We start from the raw sequence: 15,358 nt of genomic DNA on the forward strand, positions 1-15,358 counted from the left end.
ACGTGTTACTCACCCGTCCGCCGCTAAGCATCAGAGAAGCAAGCTTCTCCTCAACTCCGCTCGACTTGCATGTATTAGGCACGCCGCCAGCGTTCGTCCTGAGCCAGGATCAAACTCTCCATAAAAGAGCCACCCCAAAAAGTGAAGAACAGCTTCGCAGCGTATTCCGAGTACTTTTCGGGGGCCCCGGGTAAAACCCAAGGGCAAAGGCGTTTTAAAGAAAGAGCGATTCGCTCATTTGTTCAAACAGTTGCAATGGGTTCGAAAACCGCACTGCGCTGGCTTAAATTACTCACTCGTTGTTCAGTTTTCAAAGGGCATGTTGCTTGAGGACTTTGTCCCCGCCGCGCTTCGTTATCCCCGAAGGCGACTTTAATAATATAGCACACACCCCGAAAGAAATGCAACCCTTAATTTGCTGCTTCTCGTTTCCAGTTTACCCAGCCTGGCAGCATCGGTTGTCCGGCAACAAAAAAAAGCGCCGGACGGCGCTTTTTTTTGATGCAAGTTCGTCTAAAGTTAGTCCAGCTGTCTGTCCCGCATGGTCGGGAAGAGCAGAACGTCGCGGATCGAAGGAGAATCGGTCAGCAGCATAATGAGCCGGTCGATGCCGATCCCGAGTCCGCCTGTAGGCGGCATGCCGTATTCCAGTGCCCGGATGAAGTCCTCATCCATCAGGTGGGCTTCGTCGTTGCCGAATTCACGCTCGCGCAGCTGCGCTTCGAACCGCTCCCGCTGATCGATCGGGTCGTTCAGCTCGGTGAACGCGTTGGCATGCTCGCGCGCCACGATGAACAGCTCGAAGCGGTCGGTAAACCGTGGATCCTGCTCATTCTTTTTGGCAAGCGGCGAGATGGCGACGGGATGCCCCGTAATGAAGGTAGGCTGAATCAGCGTTTCCTCAACGAACGCTTCGAAGAACTGGTTGACGATATGGCCGAAGGTCATGCCCGGCTCCACCGGAACGTTATGTTCCTTGGCGAGTGCGATAGCTTCCTCGTCCGACATGTTGACGCTGAAGTCGATGCCCTTGACTTCCTTGATGGCATCGACCATCGAGATACGGCGCCAAGACGGAGACAGATCGATCTCCTGCTCCTGGTAGGTAATCTTCGTCGTGCCCAAAACCTCCTGAGCGATATGCGCGATCAGGTTCTCGGTAAGCTCCATAATGTCTTTGTAGTCGGCATACGCCTCATACAGCTCCATCATGGTGAACTCGGGGTTATGGCGAGTCGAGACGCCCTCGTTCCGGTACACCCGACCGATTTCGTATACCTTTTCGAGTCCGCCGACAATGAGCCGCTTCAGATGCAGCTCGATGGCGATCCTCATATACAGCTCCATATCGAGAGCGTTATGGTGCGTAATGAACGGACGTGCGGCGGCGCCCCCCGCAATCGTATGAAGGGTAGGCGTTTCCACCTCCAGATACCCATGCCCGTCCAGGTACCGACGCATCGACTGGATAATGCGGGAGCGCAGCAGGAACGTCTGTCTGACGTCTTCGCTCATGATCAGGTCGACATAACGCTGGCGATAGCGCATTTCGACGTCCTTGAGACCATGGAACTTGTCGGGCAGCGGATATAGCGATTTGGACAAAACGGTGACGGAGGAAGCCTTGACTGTGGTTTCCCCGGTCTTAGTCTTGAAGACGGTGCCCTCGACGCCTACAAGGTCGCCGATATCGAGAATATCGAATGCCTTATATTCGTTCTCGGGCACGGAGTCCAGGCGAACGTAGATCTGAATCTTGCCCGACAAATCCTGAATATGCGCGAAGGACGCCTTGCCCATTCCCCGCTTCTGCATAATCCGGCCGGCAAGACTTACCTTGACTTCCTTCTCCTCCAGCTCTTCCTTGGACAGCCCTTCATTCGCCTCCAAAATGTCCTTGGCCGTATGCGTCCGGACATACTTGGCCCCGAACGGGTCCACACCAAGGTCCCGCAGCTCGTCCAGCTTGTTGCGCCGGATCACCAACAATTCATTTAATTCCAGTTCCTCGCTCACGCGCTCTCATCTCCTTCGATCGTCCCTGATCCTGCTTCCCGCCCCGAACCAATCTCGCTTGCGTCGAGGGGTCCGGCCGCGTTTCTAAAGAAAAAAGCTTCCGACGGAAGCTTTTTTCATAAGTCTCTAGGTCGCATCGGTTATTTTTTGATGTCGATAATTTGGTATTGGATGATACCGGCCGGTACGCTGACATCCACCTGGGAGCCTTTCTTCTTGCCGAGAATGGCTCGGCCTACCGGGCTTTCGTTGGAAATCTTGTTCTGCGAAGGGTCCGACTCGGCGGTGCCCACGATTGTATATTCGACGGTGTCGTTAAACTCCACATCCTTAAGCGTCACGATCGAGCCAATGCTAACCGTCTCGGTATCCACTTCGTCGTTGTTGATGATGCGGGCGTTGCGGAGCATCTTCTCGAGCGTGATGATGCGGCCCTCGATAAACGCTTGCTCGTTCTTCGCATCTTCATATTCGGAGTTCTCGCTGATATCGCCGTAACCGATGGCAATCTTGATCCGCTCGGCGACTTCCCGGCGCTTGACGGATTTCAAGTTTTCGAGTTCTTCTTCAAGTTTCTTAAGGCCCTCTTGGGTGAGGATGACTTCTTTTTCGCTCATGCTTCCTAATCTCCTGTCATGTGAAAGATTGGGGCAACGAATTCTCTATGCTCGCCACCGCGGGTGAGCGTCCAGTCTGTCTCAAAAGGTGTAAATTCGTTAAATACGAAGCGTCCCGGCCGTTCTCCGGCTCAGGTTATTGCCTGATTATATTTCAACCCCATACAAATGTCAATCGAACCGAATGCGGCGAAAACCCTAGTGCAGCAAGGCTGCAGAAGGGCTTTGCGACTCGGCTTCGGTCTCCTCGGGGTCGTTCAGCTTCGCTACATATTCCTCCAGAATCCGAACCATGGCGTCCCGTTCGGTCAGCTCCATAATACTGTCCTTCACCCGTGCCGCGCCCGACAGCCCCTTCAAGTACCAAGCCATATGCTTGCGCATCTCCTTGACGGCTACCTGCTCACCCTTGAGCGCGATCAGACGGTCCATATGAAGGATGGCGATGCGGATTTTCTCTTCCGCTGCCGGCTCTGCCGGCAATTCACCGCTGGTTAAATATTGCACGGTCCGGTACAGCATCCACGGGTTGCCAAGCGCTCCCCGTCCGATCATCACGCCGTCGCAGCCCGTCGTATCGAGCATCCGCTTGGCGTCCTCGGGCGTGACTACATCCCCGTTGCCAATGACCGGAATCGAGACGTGCTGCTTCACTTCCTTAATAATATCCCAATTCGCCTTGCCGCTATACATCTGCACGCGCGTACGGCCGTGCACCGCTACGGCGGAGCCGCCGCCGTTCTCGACTGCCTTGGCGTTGTCCAGCACATAGATATGGTCGTCGTCCCAGCCGATCCGCATCTTGACGGTGACCGGCTTGGATACCGCCGCCACGACCTTCGAGACCATATGCTCGATCCGGCCCGGGTCCAGCAGCCAGCGCGCGCCGGCGTCCGATTTGATGATCTTCGGAACCGGGCAGCCCATATTGATGTCAATGATGTCCGCATTCGTCTGCTGGTCCACTACCTTGGCGGCCTCGACCAGCGTCTCCACGTCGCCTCCGAAGATCTGAAGGCTGAGCGGCTTCTCCCGCTCGTCGACGAACAACATTTCTTTGGTGCGCGAATTCCCATGCACGATAGCCTTGTCGCTTACCATCTCGGCGCAGACAAGCCCGGTCCCGAATTCCTTGGCAATCAGCCGGAAGGCCGGGTTGCAGACGCCTGCCATCGGGGCAAGCACAACATTATTTTTAGCAACTACGTTGCCTATTTTCAACATTATGAATTCCACTCCTTTCGGGCGGAGCCCGGTGTCCCAATCTCGTCCGGGTCCAGTCCCAGCACTTCGGCAATTCGGTTCAGCGTCTTCGCATCCGCGTGCCGGGTGCCTCGTTCAATAGCGCCGATGATGGAGACCGAAACTCCCATCTTCTCGGCCAGCTCGGTTTGGGTATAGCCTTTTAATTTGCGGAAGGCCCGGATCCGGGGGGCCAAATCGAATTTTTCCATAGCGATATCCCTTCCTTTCCTTCCACTTCCTCTAAGGCATGCGCGAGCCAAGCTTCGGGTCCTTCGGGGCTTATGTCCGCCACATCGGCGAGAGGGACCAGGACAAAGGCCCGTTCTCCCATCCGCGGGTGAGGCAGCAGCAGCCGCTCAGTCTCCAGCTGAAGTTTGTCGTACAGCAGCAAATCAAGGTCAATCGTCCGGGGGCCCCAGCGAATCTCGCGCTTGCGGCCCAGCCGTGCCTCCGTCTCCTGGAGCACATCCAGAAGAGCGAGCGGCGACAGACCGGTCGCAAGCCGCGCCACCATATTGAGAAAAGCTCCCTGCTCGACGAAACCGACCGGGTCGGTCTCGTAAACACGGGAGCAGCTCTCCACGCAGATGCCGGGATGCTCGCCAAGCTGACGCAGAGCCTGCGCTAAGTACGCCCCGCGATCGCCCATATTTGAACCGAGCCCGATAAAGGCGCGGTGCAGTGTCGTGTCAGCAACTTTCATGGTCAAGACCGCTTTCTATGAATCTCCACGGTGACTCCGTCAAACTTGATGTCGAACGGAGGATGGGGCTTGATGACCCTCACCGTCAATTCATTGATACTAGTATAAGTTTGGAGCAGCACAGATGCAATATGTTCAGCTAGTGCCTCGATCAGTTGAAAGGTTTCCTGTTCCACCAGCTTTTTGACGGTTTGATAAATCTCGGCGTAATTGATTGTGTCTTCCAGCCGATCGCTCCGCCCCGCCTCATCTAATGGAAGGAACAGCTCGAGATCGACGCCAAAGCGTTGGCCCAGCTTATTCTCTTCCGGAAACACACCGTGATAGCCGTAAAACTCCATCCCTGTCATCTTCATGATATCCATCTCGCCCAACTCCTTCCCGTCAATTCCCGCGCGCCTCGCGCAAAATCGCATCCGCCATGACTGCCGCCCGCTTGTTCGCCGCTACGTCGTGAACCCGGACGATCTGGCAGCCCTGGGCGATGCCCAGCACGGTCGTCGCGACTGTCCCTTCCACCAGCTGGTCGACCGGCAGATTCAGCGTGTGCCGAATCACCCGCTTGCGCGACGTGCCCAGGAGGATCGGATAGCCAAGCTCCGCCAAGCTATCGAGGCGGCCGATCAGCTCGAGATTCTGCTCGTGGCTCTTCACGAACCCGATGCCCGGGTCCAGCACGATCTGTTCGCCCAGCACGCCCGCCCGGCGCGCAATATCCACACTCTCGAGAAGATCGCGACGTACATCGGTCAAAAAGTCCGTATAATCCGTATTTGTTCGGTTATGCATCAAAATAATCGGACTGCCTGTTGCCGCGGCGACCTTCGCCATCTCGGGGTCCAGCTTACAGCCCCAGATATCATTCAGCATATGGGCGCCAGCCTCCAGTGCGCGTCTGCCCACTTCCGCCTTGTAGGTATCGACCGAGAGAACCACGTCCACCTCACGGGCCAGCGCCTCAATGATCGGAACAACCCGCTCCAGTTCCTCTTCTAGCGAGAGCGGCTCGAAGCCGGGCCGCGTCGACTCCCCGCCTATGTCAATGATGTCGGCCCCTTCCTCGACAAGCTGGCGGGCGCGGGAGACGGCTGCCTCCAGCTTATTGTAGCGCCCTCCGTCCGAGAAGGAATCCGGCGTCACGTTCAAAATGCCCATGATGAGCGTCCGCTCACCGAGCGGTAGCTCCTTGCCCCTGCAGGCCAGGCTGCGGCGGCCGCCGGGAGCGCTCCCCCCGTGCCGCTCCGCTCCGGCCGTCCGACTGTTCTCTCCTCCTGCGCGAAGAGACTGCTCGATCATCTTCGTCTTATCGCCATCCATCTCGGCATTCCTCCCCAATTCTCTTGGTGTAATGGGCATAGAGCCTGCTCGTCACCGGTCCGGGGGCAGGGAGCCTGGGCTTTCGCGCGGTTCCATCCCCCTCATAAAGCCGATGGACGGGGACCAGCTCCTGAATCGAATTCGTCAGGAACACTTCTTCGGCTTCCAGCAGCTCGTCCCAGTCCGCCAATACCTCCCGCCAAGGGATACCCTGTTCCTCGCAAATCTCCAATATGCATTCTCGAGTAATGCCGGGTAATACTCCTGTGTCCAAGGAAGGGGTCCTCACCTCTCCGTCTTGTACATAAAACAGATTGCTGACGATTCCTTCCGCCAGCCGGCCCTCGCGGTCCAGAAATACTCCCTCGGCACCCGCCGCCCATGGATATTGAGCCAGCTCCCGTTTGCCCAGAAGATTGTTCATATAATGAAGCGATTTGAGCCTGACGCCGCCCTCAGGCGTATTGCGGGGCGTCTCCAGCCGCTGAATCGCTCTGGCCCGCTCCTCGAAACGGGCTGATGCCGGGAGAGGCTTGGCATACAGGAGGACGGTAGGCTGCTCGTAATCTCCGGCAGGTAGACCGAGCGCCTCCCGTCCGGCCGTCACCGTAAAGCGGAAGTAGCCGTCCTCCCACCCGTTCGCCTCGAGCAGCATGGTGACTGCCTCGCGCAGCTTGAGCTCGTCCGGCTGGTAACAAATGCCGAGCGTGCGGCAGCCGCCCGCAAGCCTCTCTAGATGCAACCGCAGCAAAAACGGCTTCCCACCATACGTGCGGAAGGTTTCAAAAAGCCCCATGCCGTAAAGAAAGCCGTGATCGTAAACAGAGACCACGGCTTGTTCTTCTTCTACAAGTTTATCGTTCCACCAAATCTTCATTCGTCCCGCCCCGTTCCGGCTTATCCGCCGATCGTCTGCCGGCTGCTTTTGAGAAAGTTGCGCAGTAGCTGGTGGCCGTGGTCGGTCATGATGGATTCGGGGTGGAATTGCACGCCCTCGATCGGGTATTCCTTATGCCGGAATCCCATGATCTCCCCATCCTCCGTCTCGGCGCTGATCTCGAGGCAGTCGGGCAGCGTCTCCCTCTTGACCACGAGCGAATGGTAGCGCGTCGCGGTGAACGGGTTCGGCAGGCCCTCGAATACCGTCCTGCCGTCGTGGCGGATCGGAGAGGTCTTGCCGTGCATAAGCCGCTCGGCCCGCACGACCTCGCCGCCGAACGCCTGGCCAATCGACTGATGGCCCAGGCAGACGCCGAGGATCGGAATCAGGCCCTTGAACCGTTCGATCAGGGCGAGACTAATCCCCGCTTCGTTCGGCGTGCACGGACCGGGCGAAATCAGGATGTGATCCGGCCGCAGCGCCTCGATGCCGTCGAGATCGACCTCGTTGTTGCGCCGCACGGTCACTTCCTCTCCCAGTTCTCCGAGATACTGAACCAGGTTGTACGTAAAGGAATCGAAATTGTCGATGACGAGTATCATTCAAGCGTCCCCCTTGTGTGAAGCTGTCTGCAGCGCAAGCCTCTCCAGCTCTTCCATCCCGATCGCCTTCCAGATCGCCTTGGCCTTGCCAATGGATTCGGCATATTCGCGGGAAGGATCCGAATCGATGACGATGCCGGCTCCCGCCTGGACATGCCCCGTCGTTCCGGTCACGAGCAGCGTTCGGATAACTATATTTAAGTCCATATTGCCATTGTAGTCAATCCAGCCGACGGAGCCCGTATAAGGCCCCCGCCGCACCGGCTCCAGCTCTTCGATAATCTCCATCGTGCGGATTTTGGGCGCCCCCGTGATGGTTCCTCCGGGGAACGTCGCCGCGATAACGTCGAACGCATCCCGCCCGTCCGCCAGCTCGCCCCGTACCTCCGAGACGAGATGCATCACATGAGAATACCGCTCGATGACCATCAGCTCGTCCACCCGGACGGAGCCGTACCGGCTGATGCGGCCAAGGTCGTTACGTTCGAGATCGACGAGCATGATGTGCTCCGCCCGCTCCTTCTCGTTCGCGAGCAGCTCCCGGGCGAGCCGCTCGTCCTCCTCGGCATCCGCCCCCCGCGGCCTCGTCCCCGCAATCGGGCGCGTGCTCACCTGCGTCCCGTTCAGCGAGACGAGCAGCTCCGGCGAACCGGAGACCAGCTGGAAGCCCGGGAGCCGCAGCAGTCCCATATAGGGCGAAGGATTGATGAGCCGCAGCCACTCGTACAGCTCCTCCGGACGTCCCTCTAGGGGCAGGCTCTGCCGCACTGACAGGTTCACCTGAAAGACGTCACCGCCGGCGATATACGCCTGGATGCGGCGCACAGCCTCCTCGAACTCTGTCTGGCTGAACGAAGGCACCCGTTTGTCCGCTGCAACGTCCGTCTCCCGGAGCTTGCTCCCTCGTTCCGCCAGCAGGCGCAGCCTCCGCTCCCGGGAGGCGCCTGACACCTCCGATCCGGCCGCGATCGCTTCCCACTTGCGCAGCATTCGGCTGGCCCGCTCACCGGCCTGCGCGTATAGCTGGCGCAGCCGCTCGACTTCGGACGCCTCGTCTCCGTCCCCCTCGGTCCACGGGGTATGGACGACAGCGTAGAGCCTCTTTTCTTGATGGTCGATCACCCACAGTTCCTCGAGCCGGACCAGCGAATACATCGGAATCCCCAGATCGTCGGCCGCCGCTTCGGGCAGCCGCTCGAGCGAGCGCGCGACATCGTAGCCCAGCATGCCGACGCAGCCGCCGGCGAACTTGGGTAGCCCCTCTACACGCGGCGAGCGAAACGGGGCCAGCCACCGCCGTATGGCTGCGAGCGGCGCCTCCTCCCACACCTCGCGCAGCCCCGTGGCGGCTTCCGTCACGACGGCTTGATCGGCCGTTCCCTCGAGCAGGGAGCAGGGGGAAAGCCCGAGAAAGGTATACCGCCCATCCTTGCCGCTCTCCAGGACGAAGGAGGCTGCTCCCGCCTCCCGCCAGGCCTCTGCCCAATCGGCAGGACGGTCCTCTCCCGCCGCCAATTCCCGCGTCTCGGCATAGGGAAGCATCGTATAGTGCTCCCGCCATGCGAGCCATTGTTCCCAAGTCGTTCTCTCGCTCACCCGCCGCCTGCTCCTTCGTTCACTGTCATGAATTTGGTTTTAAGTATACCGATGTCCCAGTAAGAAAAAAAGCCCCAGTTCTCTGGGGCTTGTAGGTGCGATGCGGCGACCGCCGCGCCTGCTCCGGCAAGCCGGCGGCCGGTTCCGCACCTGTGTCTATTCTTGCTATTAATCTTCGAACTGGTACAGCGGGGTGCTCAGGTACCGCTCGCCGTTGCTCGGAATAATAGCGACGACGCGCTTGCCCTTGCCCAGCTCCTTGGCCACCTTGAGAGCGGCGAAGATCGCTGCACCGGACGAAATGCCGCCGAGAATGCCTTCTTCCTTGGCCACTTGGCGGGCCGTGGCGAACGCGTCCTCATTGTCGACCAGGATGATCTCGTCGTAGACGTCCGTATCGAGAATGTCCGGTACGAAGCCGGCACCGATGCCCTGAATCTTGTGCGGGCCCGGCTTGCCTCCCGACAGAACCGGCGACGCGGACGGCTCGACCGCCACGATGCGGACGTTCGGAAAATGCTCCTTGAGCACTTTGCCGGCTCCCGAGATGGTGCCGCCCGTTCCGACGCCGGCGACGAATGCGTCGAGCTTGCCGTCATGCCCCTGAATCGCTTCCACAATCTCCGGTCCGGTGGTCGCGGTATGCACCTGCACGTTCGCTTCGTTCTTGAACTGCTGCGGCATGAAGTAATCCGGATTCGCCTCAACGAGCTCCTCCGCCTTACGGATCGCTCCCTTCATCCCCTCGGACCCAGGTGTCAGCACGATCTCCGCGCCGTAGGCTTTCAGCAGGTTGCGCCGTTCCATGCTCATCGTCTCGGGCATGACCAGAATCGCCTTATAGCCTTTGGCCGCCGAGACCATGGCCAGGCCGATCCCCGTGTTGCCGCTCGTCGGCTCGACGATCGTCGCCCCGGGCTTCAGCTTGCCTTCCTTCTCTGCCGCTTCCACCATGGCGATGGCGATCCGGTCCTTCACGCTTGCGCCCGGATTCTGGAATTCCAGCTTCAGATAAATCTCAGCGGAATCCTCCGGCACTACCCGATTCAGCCTGACAAGCGGGGTATCCCCGATCAATTGCGTGATGGATTGCACGAGCTTTGCCATATTCCTGTCCCTCCCGTATATATCCGACTAATTCAGTTGGTTTTCATGCTTTCATCTTATCAATCCCCGTAAGGAAAGTCAAGATCGTCCCTTCCCCGCCGGGCTTTTTCGCAAAAAAGGAGACCGTCTTCCCGTCCTTACGAACGTAGCGTCTCCTGATAGATGACTGTATTTCTCTTCTTGCGCAATTCGTCGAGAAACTCCCTCAGCGGAGGGGCTTTCTGCAGCGCGATATGCTGGCGGGCCGAATCTCTTATCTTTTCTTTGGGCCCTTTGGAAATCTCCTGCCGGTCGGTCAGCTTGATCACCGCGTATCCCTTCTCCAGCGGAATCGGCTTGGGGCTGATTTCCCCCTTCTTGAGTCCGCGGGCCGCTTTCTTTATCCCGTCGGGGAGAAACGGGTCGTTCTCGTCCAGCCATCCGAGATCCCCACCGTCGGTACGGGTCGCCTCGTCGATCGACCGCTCCTTGGCCAGCTCGGCGAAATCCCGGCCGTTTCTCGCCAGACTGATCGTGCGGTTCGCGTTGTCCAGCGTGTCGTTGATGATCTGGGAAATGCGCAGCTGGACGGTATCCTCGTATTCTTCCTTGTGGGCCTGCAGGTAGTCGTCGATTTCCTTGTCGGTCACCGTAATCTGGCGCGTCGCCAGCTTCTCCAGCAGCAGCTTGTAGCGGACGTCCTCTAGTAGCTCTTCTTTGGTCATGCCAAGCTGGTCCTTCATGGCGCTGTAGTATTTCTCTTCGCTCTCGTAGCCCTGGCTCATCCGGGCGACCTCGTCCTTGATCTCCTGCTCGCTCAGCTTGAGCCCCGTCTCGTCGGCCTCCATGCTGATGACCTGGCGATCGATCATTTGGCCAAGCAGCTCCTGGCCGTAGCGGCTCAGCAGCTTCTCCTCCAGCTCGCTGCGCAGCAGGGCGCGGTTCCCTATCTTGGCCACCAGCTGGTCCGACGGAGCGGGCGTCTCCTCCGGAGGCTTGGATGGACTGGCGGAAGGGCTGGAGAAGGCCGCTACCGACAGTCCCGCTACGCTGAGCAGCAGAACAGCGATTATTCCCCACAACAGCTTCACATTTCTCATGGTTCTCTCCCTCTACCTCATCCGTTCCTATCTCTCCAGCTGGCTCAGCAGTTCGGTCAAGTCCTCCTTGGAAAAGTTATACGCTTCGTTGCAGAAGTGGCAGACCACCTCTGCCGGACGATCCTCCTCCACAAGCGCTTCGATCTCCTGCCGGCCCAGGCTGATCAAAGTCTGCTCGACGCGGTCACGCGAGCATTTACACTGAAACCGGATCTCCATCCGGTCCAGAATCTCCACATCCTCCAGCAGCGTTCCCAGAATGTCCTCCAGCGACTTGCCGCTGTCGAGCAGGGTCGTAATTGGAGGAAGGGCCGCCAGCTTGGTGTCGAGCTCGGAGATTTCGTCATCCGAGAGGCCCGGCAGCAGCTGAATGATGAAGCCCCCGGCCGCTCGCACGGAGAGATCGACGTCGACCAGCACCCCGAGAGCAACTGCCGACGGAGTCTGCTCGGACTTGGCGAAGTAATAGGTGAAATCCTCGCCCAGCTCGCCCGAGACGATCGGCGTACTGCCGCGATAAGGCTCCTTGAGTCCAAGATCCTTGATTACATACAAAAATCCGTCGCGTCCAACCGCACCCGCCACATCCAGCTTGCCTATGGCGTTCAGAGGGAGATCCACCTCCGGATGGTCCACGTAGCCGCGCACCTCTCCTTTGGCGTTGGCGTCGGCGACGATCTGTCCGATCGGCCCCCCGCCCTTCACCTGGATCGTCAGCTTCTCTTCCCCTTTGAGCATAGCGCCCATCATGGCTGCGGCAGTAACGGTCCGGCCAAGAGCGGCCGTGGCCGTCGGCATCGTCTGGTGCCGTCTGTGCAGCTCCTGAACGAGCTCGGTCGTACGGATGGCGAATGCCCGCACCTTTCCGCCCAGGGCGGTGGCGCGAAGCAGCGTATCGTTCATGTCATCACTCTTTTCTGTCAAGTAGGTTAAGTGGTGTTGCGCTCGTACAGCAGCTGAAGTCCCTGCAGTGTCAGCAGCGGATTCACCAGGTCGATTGTGCGGGATTCGTCCGCGATCAGCTCGGCCATCCCGCCAGTCGCTACGACGCGGGGCGACACCTTGTATTCTTCCCGAATGCGGCCGACTATGCCGTCGACCTGTCCGGCGAAGCCGTAGATAATGCCCGCCTGCATGGACGAAACCGTGTTCCGCCCAACCGGGCTCCTAGGCTTCACCAGCTCGATGCGTGGCAGCTTTGCGGCCCGCTGATACAAAGCCTCGGTCGATATGTTAACGCCGGGAGCGATCGCTCCCCCTATGTACCTGGCATTCGCGTCGATATAGCAGAACGTTGTAGCCGTCCCAAAATCGACGATAATAAGCGGTGTGCCGTACAATTCGATGCCCGCCACAGCGTTGACGATGCGGTCCGCCCCTACCTCGCGCGGATTGTCCGAGCGGATGTTGAGCCCCGTCTTGATGCCGGGCCCGACGATAAGCGGTTCCTTCTTAATATAGTTTAAACAGAGCTGCTCAAGCACAAACATAAGCGGAGGCACAACGGAGGAAATGATGACCCCTTCCACGTCGTCCAGTCGAAGCCCGGCGTGCTGGAACAGATTGTAGACCATGATCCCGTATTCGTCGGTGGTCGCCGCCCGATTCGTGCTGAGCCGCCAATGGTGAAGGAGCTCCCGTCCTTTGTAGAGGCCCAGCACGATATTCGTGTTGCCTACATCGACGACGAGAATCATGCCAGGCTCCCCTTTCGCTGATTGAGGTCCAGGCTGATGTCAAGCGCCGGCACCGAATACGTGAGACGCCCCACCGAGATAACGTCCACCCCGGTCTCGGCAATCGTCCGGATGGTCTCCAGCGACACGGAGCCCGAAGCCTCCACGATCACATAAGGCGCGGCGCTCTTGATGCGGCTGACCGCTTCCTTCATGTCGGCGGGCTTCATGTTGTCGAGCATGATGATGTCCGGCCCCGCCGCGAGCGCCTCCTCGAGCTGTTCGTGGTTCTCGACTTCCACCTCGATCTTCATCGTGTGCGGAATGTTCGCACGGGCCGCCCGGATCGCCGCCGATATGCCGCCCGCTCCGATGATGTGATTGTCCTTGATCATGACGGCGTCGTACAGGCCGAACCGGTGGTTATGCCCGCCGCCTACGCGGACGGCATATTTCTCAAGCTGCCGGTGGCCCGGCGTCGTCTTGCGGGTGTCGACCAGACGGACCGGTAGTCCTTCCAACCGGTCTACGAACTGACGGGTGCGCGTGGCGATGCCCGACATGCGCTGCAGCAGATTAAGCGCGAGCCGCTCGCCCGTCAAGATGCTCGCGGTGCTGCCCTCCACCTCGGCGATGACCGTTCCTTTGGTCACCGGGCTCCCTTCCTCGACTCTGGCCTCAAACTTGAGCGAAGGATCCACGACGCGGAATACCGCTTCGGCGACCGGCAGGCCGACCAGGATACCGTCTTCCTTCATATGAAGAATGCCGCGGGACCGGCTATCGGCCGGAATGGTCGTCATCGTGGTGATATCCCCGCTGCCAATATCTTCCTGTAGCCATTGACGAATTTGCGCCAAAAAGGTTTCATTCCGCTCCCACAACATCGAGAATCGCTTCCTCTCTTAAGCCATTTTCCCTTGTAAAGGTAAGATGCTTGAACCAGGTCCGGTCGTCCCGCTCCGGGAAGTCTTCCCGGTAATGCCCGCCTCGGCTTTCCTCCCGACTGAGCGCACCGCTGGTCGTCAAGAGCGCGCAGGTGAGCAGGTTCGCGAACTCATACTCTTCCCGTTTGGTCAGGCAGCAATCGAAAATCGGCAGCTGGCGCTTCAGCTCCTCGAGTCCTTTAACAAGCCCCTCCGCCGTCCGGTTCACACCGACATGCCGCAGCATGATCTTCTGCAGCTTGAGCCGCTTCTCGATGAACGCCTGCCTTGGGTGCTCCGATCGCGGCGTTCCCGAAGCAGGATAGAGCGAGCGCCCATGCGGCTCCAGTCCCCGGATCCGCTCGACAATGCGGCGCCCGAAGACGATCGCTTCGGAGAGCGAGTTGCTCGCCAGCCGATTCGCGCCATGGACGCCGGTCGACGACACCTCGCCGCAGGCGAACAGCCGGCGGATCGTCGTCTCGCCATGCAGATCGGTAGCGATGCCGCCCATCATGTAATGAGCCGCGGGCGCGACCGGAATCCAGTCCGTGGCAAGATCAAGCCCATATTCCAGACAGGTCTGGTAGATGGTAGGGAACCGGTGTTTGACCATCTCCTCGGTCTCGTGCGTAATGTCGATATACACATACGTGGACCGCGTCTTCTCCATCTCGCTGACAATCGCGCGCGCCACAATATCCCGGGGAGCAAGCTCAGCCTGAAGATCGTAGCGGTCCATGAACCGCTCGCCGTGAATGTTGCGCAGCACGGCACCTTCGCCGCGAAGCGCTTCGGAGATCAAGAACCGCGGCGCCCCCGGATAAACAAGAGCGGTCGGATGGAATTGAACGAACTCCATGTCGCGGACGGCAGCGCCGGCCCGGTAGGCCATGGCGATGCCGTCGCCGGTCGCGACGGCCGGATTGGTCGTATACCGGTACAGCTGGCCGGTTCCGCCGCTGCACAGGATGGTCGCCTTGCCAAGCACGGTAACCCGCGAGCCGTCGGGCTTTTGGACGAGCACGCCGAGGCATTCGTCCTCATCCGTGAGAAGGTCGATGGCAAAATGCTCCTCCCACACCTCGATATTCGGATGGGCGGCCGCTTTCTCGGAGAGCGCCCGCACGATCTCGTAGCCGGTCGCATCGCCGTTGGCATGCAGAATCCGGCGCCGGCTGTGCGCGCCTTCCTTGGTTAGCGCCAGCTCTCCGTTCTCCCGGTCGAATTGGGTACCCAGCTCGATCAGATCCCAGACGCCCTGCGGTCCTTCCTCCACGAGAACATCGACCGCGGCGGGATCGCATAGACCCGCTCCTGCATGGAGCGTATCCTCCCGATGATAGACCGGAGAGTCTTCCTTCGAGATGACGGCGGCGATGCCGCCCTGCGCATAACGCGTATTGCTGTCCATGAGCGATTTTTTGGTAATCAGCAAAACCTTGGCGGTCTCGGCCGCGCGGATTGCCGTGAATAGTCCGGCGATGCCCACGCCCACCACGATCACTTCGGCCTGATAAGAGGGCAGCCGCGCCCAATCCTCATCAATCAAGTACCGGGGAATCATCGCCCCCACCTGCCCTTATAAGAAGGA

Annotated in this window: 16 protein-coding genes and 1 rRNA gene; all 17 read right to left on the reverse strand. The window is 59.4% G+C overall.

Annotation, left to right across the window (positions count from 1 at the left end; translation table 11 throughout):
- Nucleotides 1–125 (reverse strand): 16S ribosomal RNA (locus KJS47_RS22545); the annotation flags it as partial.
- Nucleotides 126–519: 394 nt separating this feature from the next.
- Nucleotides 520–2,016, reverse strand: coding sequence for a lysine--tRNA ligase (gene lysS, locus KJS47_RS22550; protein WP_213527976.1), 1,497 nt, complete (start codon nt 2,014–2,016; stop codon nt 520–522).
- A gap of 140 nt (nt 2,017–2,156) precedes the next feature.
- Nucleotides 2,157–2,633 carry a transcription elongation factor GreA gene (gene greA, locus KJS47_RS22555; RefSeq protein ID WP_213527978.1) on the reverse strand — a complete coding sequence of 159 codons (477 nt, stop codon included), beginning with the start codon at nt 2,631–2,633 and terminating at the stop codon, nt 2,157–2,159.
- Between the two features lie 198 nt (nt 2,634–2,831).
- On the reverse strand, nt 2,832–3,857 hold the full coding sequence (gene dusB / locus KJS47_RS22560; RefSeq protein ID WP_213527980.1) for a tRNA dihydrouridine synthase DusB: 1,026 nt from the start codon (nt 3,855–3,857) through the stop codon (nt 2,832–2,834).
- Entirely contained in the window at nt 3,857–4,087 is a 231-nt protein-coding gene (locus tag KJS47_RS22565) for a helix-turn-helix domain-containing protein (protein WP_213527982.1), read from the reverse strand. The genes dusB and KJS47_RS22565 overlap by 1 nt, the downstream gene beginning before the upstream one ends.
- Nucleotides 4,039–4,581 carry a 2-amino-4-hydroxy-6-hydroxymethyldihydropteridine diphosphokinase gene (gene folK / locus KJS47_RS22570; RefSeq protein WP_213527984.1) on the reverse strand — a complete coding sequence of 181 codons (543 nt, stop codon included), beginning with the start codon at nt 4,579–4,581 and terminating at the stop codon, nt 4,039–4,041. The genes KJS47_RS22565 and folK overlap by 49 nt, the downstream gene beginning before the upstream one ends.
- A 2-nt stretch (nt 4,582–4,583) precedes the next feature.
- Nucleotides 4,584–4,946: a dihydroneopterin aldolase gene (folB, locus tag KJS47_RS22575; RefSeq protein WP_213527986.1), complete on the reverse strand. Its 363-nt coding sequence runs from the start codon at nt 4,944–4,946 to the stop codon at nt 4,584–4,586.
- 19 nt (nt 4,947–4,965) lie between these two features.
- Nucleotides 4,966–5,898, reverse strand: coding sequence for a dihydropteroate synthase (folP, locus tag KJS47_RS22580; RefSeq protein WP_306433040.1), 933 nt, complete (start codon nt 5,896–5,898; stop codon nt 4,966–4,968).
- A complete protein-coding gene (locus KJS47_RS22585; RefSeq protein ID WP_213527988.1) occupies nt 5,885–6,775 on the reverse strand; it encodes an aminotransferase class IV in 891 nt (296 codons plus the stop codon). The genes folP and KJS47_RS22585 overlap by 14 nt, the downstream gene beginning before the upstream one ends.
- 20 nt (nt 6,776–6,795) lie before the next feature.
- A complete protein-coding gene (gene pabA / locus KJS47_RS22590; RefSeq protein WP_213527989.1) occupies nt 6,796–7,380 on the reverse strand; it encodes an aminodeoxychorismate/anthranilate synthase component II in 585 nt (194 codons plus the stop codon).
- Complete coding sequence (locus KJS47_RS22595; protein ID WP_374707064.1) at nt 7,381–8,976, reverse strand: anthranilate synthase component I family protein; 1,596 nt, start codon at nt 8,974–8,976, stop codon at nt 7,381–7,383.
- Nucleotides 8,977–9,144: 168 nt separating this feature from the next.
- The gene (gene cysK / locus KJS47_RS22600; protein WP_213527991.1) at nt 9,145–10,083 is read right to left on the reverse strand and encodes a cysteine synthase A; all 939 of its coding nucleotides are present in this window, start codon (nt 10,081–10,083) and stop codon (nt 9,145–9,147) included.
- Nucleotides 10,084–10,220: 137 nt separating this feature from the next.
- On the reverse strand, nt 10,221–11,162 hold the full coding sequence (locus tag KJS47_RS22605; protein WP_213527993.1) for a peptidylprolyl isomerase: 942 nt from the start codon (nt 11,160–11,162) through the stop codon (nt 10,221–10,223).
- A gap of 27 nt (nt 11,163–11,189) precedes the next feature.
- Entirely contained in the window at nt 11,190–12,065 is an 876-nt protein-coding gene (gene hslO / locus KJS47_RS22610) for an Hsp33 family molecular chaperone HslO (protein WP_213527995.1), read from the reverse strand.
- Between the two features lie 26 nt (nt 12,066–12,091).
- Nucleotides 12,092–12,859 carry a type III pantothenate kinase gene (locus KJS47_RS22615; RefSeq protein WP_213527997.1) on the reverse strand — a complete coding sequence of 256 codons (768 nt, stop codon included), beginning with the start codon at nt 12,857–12,859 and terminating at the stop codon, nt 12,092–12,094.
- Entirely contained in the window at nt 12,856–13,725 is an 870-nt protein-coding gene (gene nadC, locus KJS47_RS22620) for a carboxylating nicotinate-nucleotide diphosphorylase (RefSeq protein ID WP_213527999.1), read from the reverse strand. The genes KJS47_RS22615 and nadC overlap by 4 nt, the downstream gene beginning before the upstream one ends.
- Nucleotides 13,706–15,331, reverse strand: coding sequence for an L-aspartate oxidase (gene nadB, locus KJS47_RS22625; protein WP_213528001.1), 1,626 nt, complete (start codon nt 15,329–15,331; stop codon nt 13,706–13,708). The genes nadC and nadB overlap by 20 nt, the downstream gene beginning before the upstream one ends.
- Nucleotides 15,332–15,358: the final 27 nt, after the last annotated feature.

Source organism: Paenibacillus sp. J31TS4 (assembly GCF_018403265.1).
Taxonomy (GTDB): Bacteria; Bacillota; Bacilli; order Paenibacillales; family NBRC-103111; genus J31TS4.

Coding starts and splice junctions, on each gene's coding strand:
- greA (WP_213527978.1), bottom strand. CDS start 2,633: ATGAGCGAAAAAGAAGTCATCCTCACCCAAGAGGGCCTTAAGAAACTT.
- dusB (WP_213527980.1), bottom strand. CDS start 3,857: ATGTTGAAAATAGGCAACGTAGTTGCTAAAAATAATGTTGTGCTTGCC.
- KJS47_RS22565 (WP_213527982.1), bottom strand. CDS start 4,087: ATGGAAAAATTCGATTTGGCCCCCCGGATCCGGGCCTTCCGCAAATTA.
- folK (WP_213527984.1), bottom strand. CDS start 4,581: ATGAAAGTTGCTGACACGACACTGCACCGCGCCTTTATCGGGCTCGGT.
- folB (WP_213527986.1), bottom strand. CDS start 4,946: ATGGATATCATGAAGATGACAGGGATGGAGTTTTACGGCTATCACGGT.
- folP (WP_306433040.1), bottom strand. CDS start 5,898: ATGGATGGCGATAAGACGAAGATGATCGAGCAGTCTCTTCGCGCAGGA.
- KJS47_RS22585 (WP_213527988.1), bottom strand. CDS start 6,775: ATGAAGATTTGGTGGAACGATAAACTTGTAGAAGAAGAACAAGCCGTG.
- pabA (WP_213527989.1), bottom strand. CDS start 7,380: ATGATACTCGTCATCGACAATTTCGATTCCTTTACGTACAACCTGGTT.
- cysK (WP_213527991.1), bottom strand. CDS start 10,083: ATGGCAAAGCTCGTGCAATCCATCACGCAATTGATCGGGGATACCCCG.
- KJS47_RS22605 (WP_213527993.1), bottom strand. CDS start 11,162: ATGAGAAATGTGAAGCTGTTGTGGGGAATAATCGCTGTTCTGCTGCTC.
- hslO (WP_213527995.1), bottom strand. CDS start 12,065: ATGAACGATACGCTGCTTCGCGCCACCGCCCTGGGCGGAAAGGTGCGG.
- KJS47_RS22615 (WP_213527997.1), bottom strand. CDS start 12,859: ATGATTCTCGTCGTCGATGTAGGCAACACGAATATCGTGCTGGGCCTC.
- nadC (WP_213527999.1), bottom strand. CDS start 13,725: ATGTTGTGGGAGCGGAATGAAACCTTTTTGGCGCAAATTCGTCAATGG.
- nadB (WP_213528001.1), bottom strand. CDS start 15,331: ATGATTCCCCGGTACTTGATTGATGAGGATTGGGCGCGGCTGCCCTCT.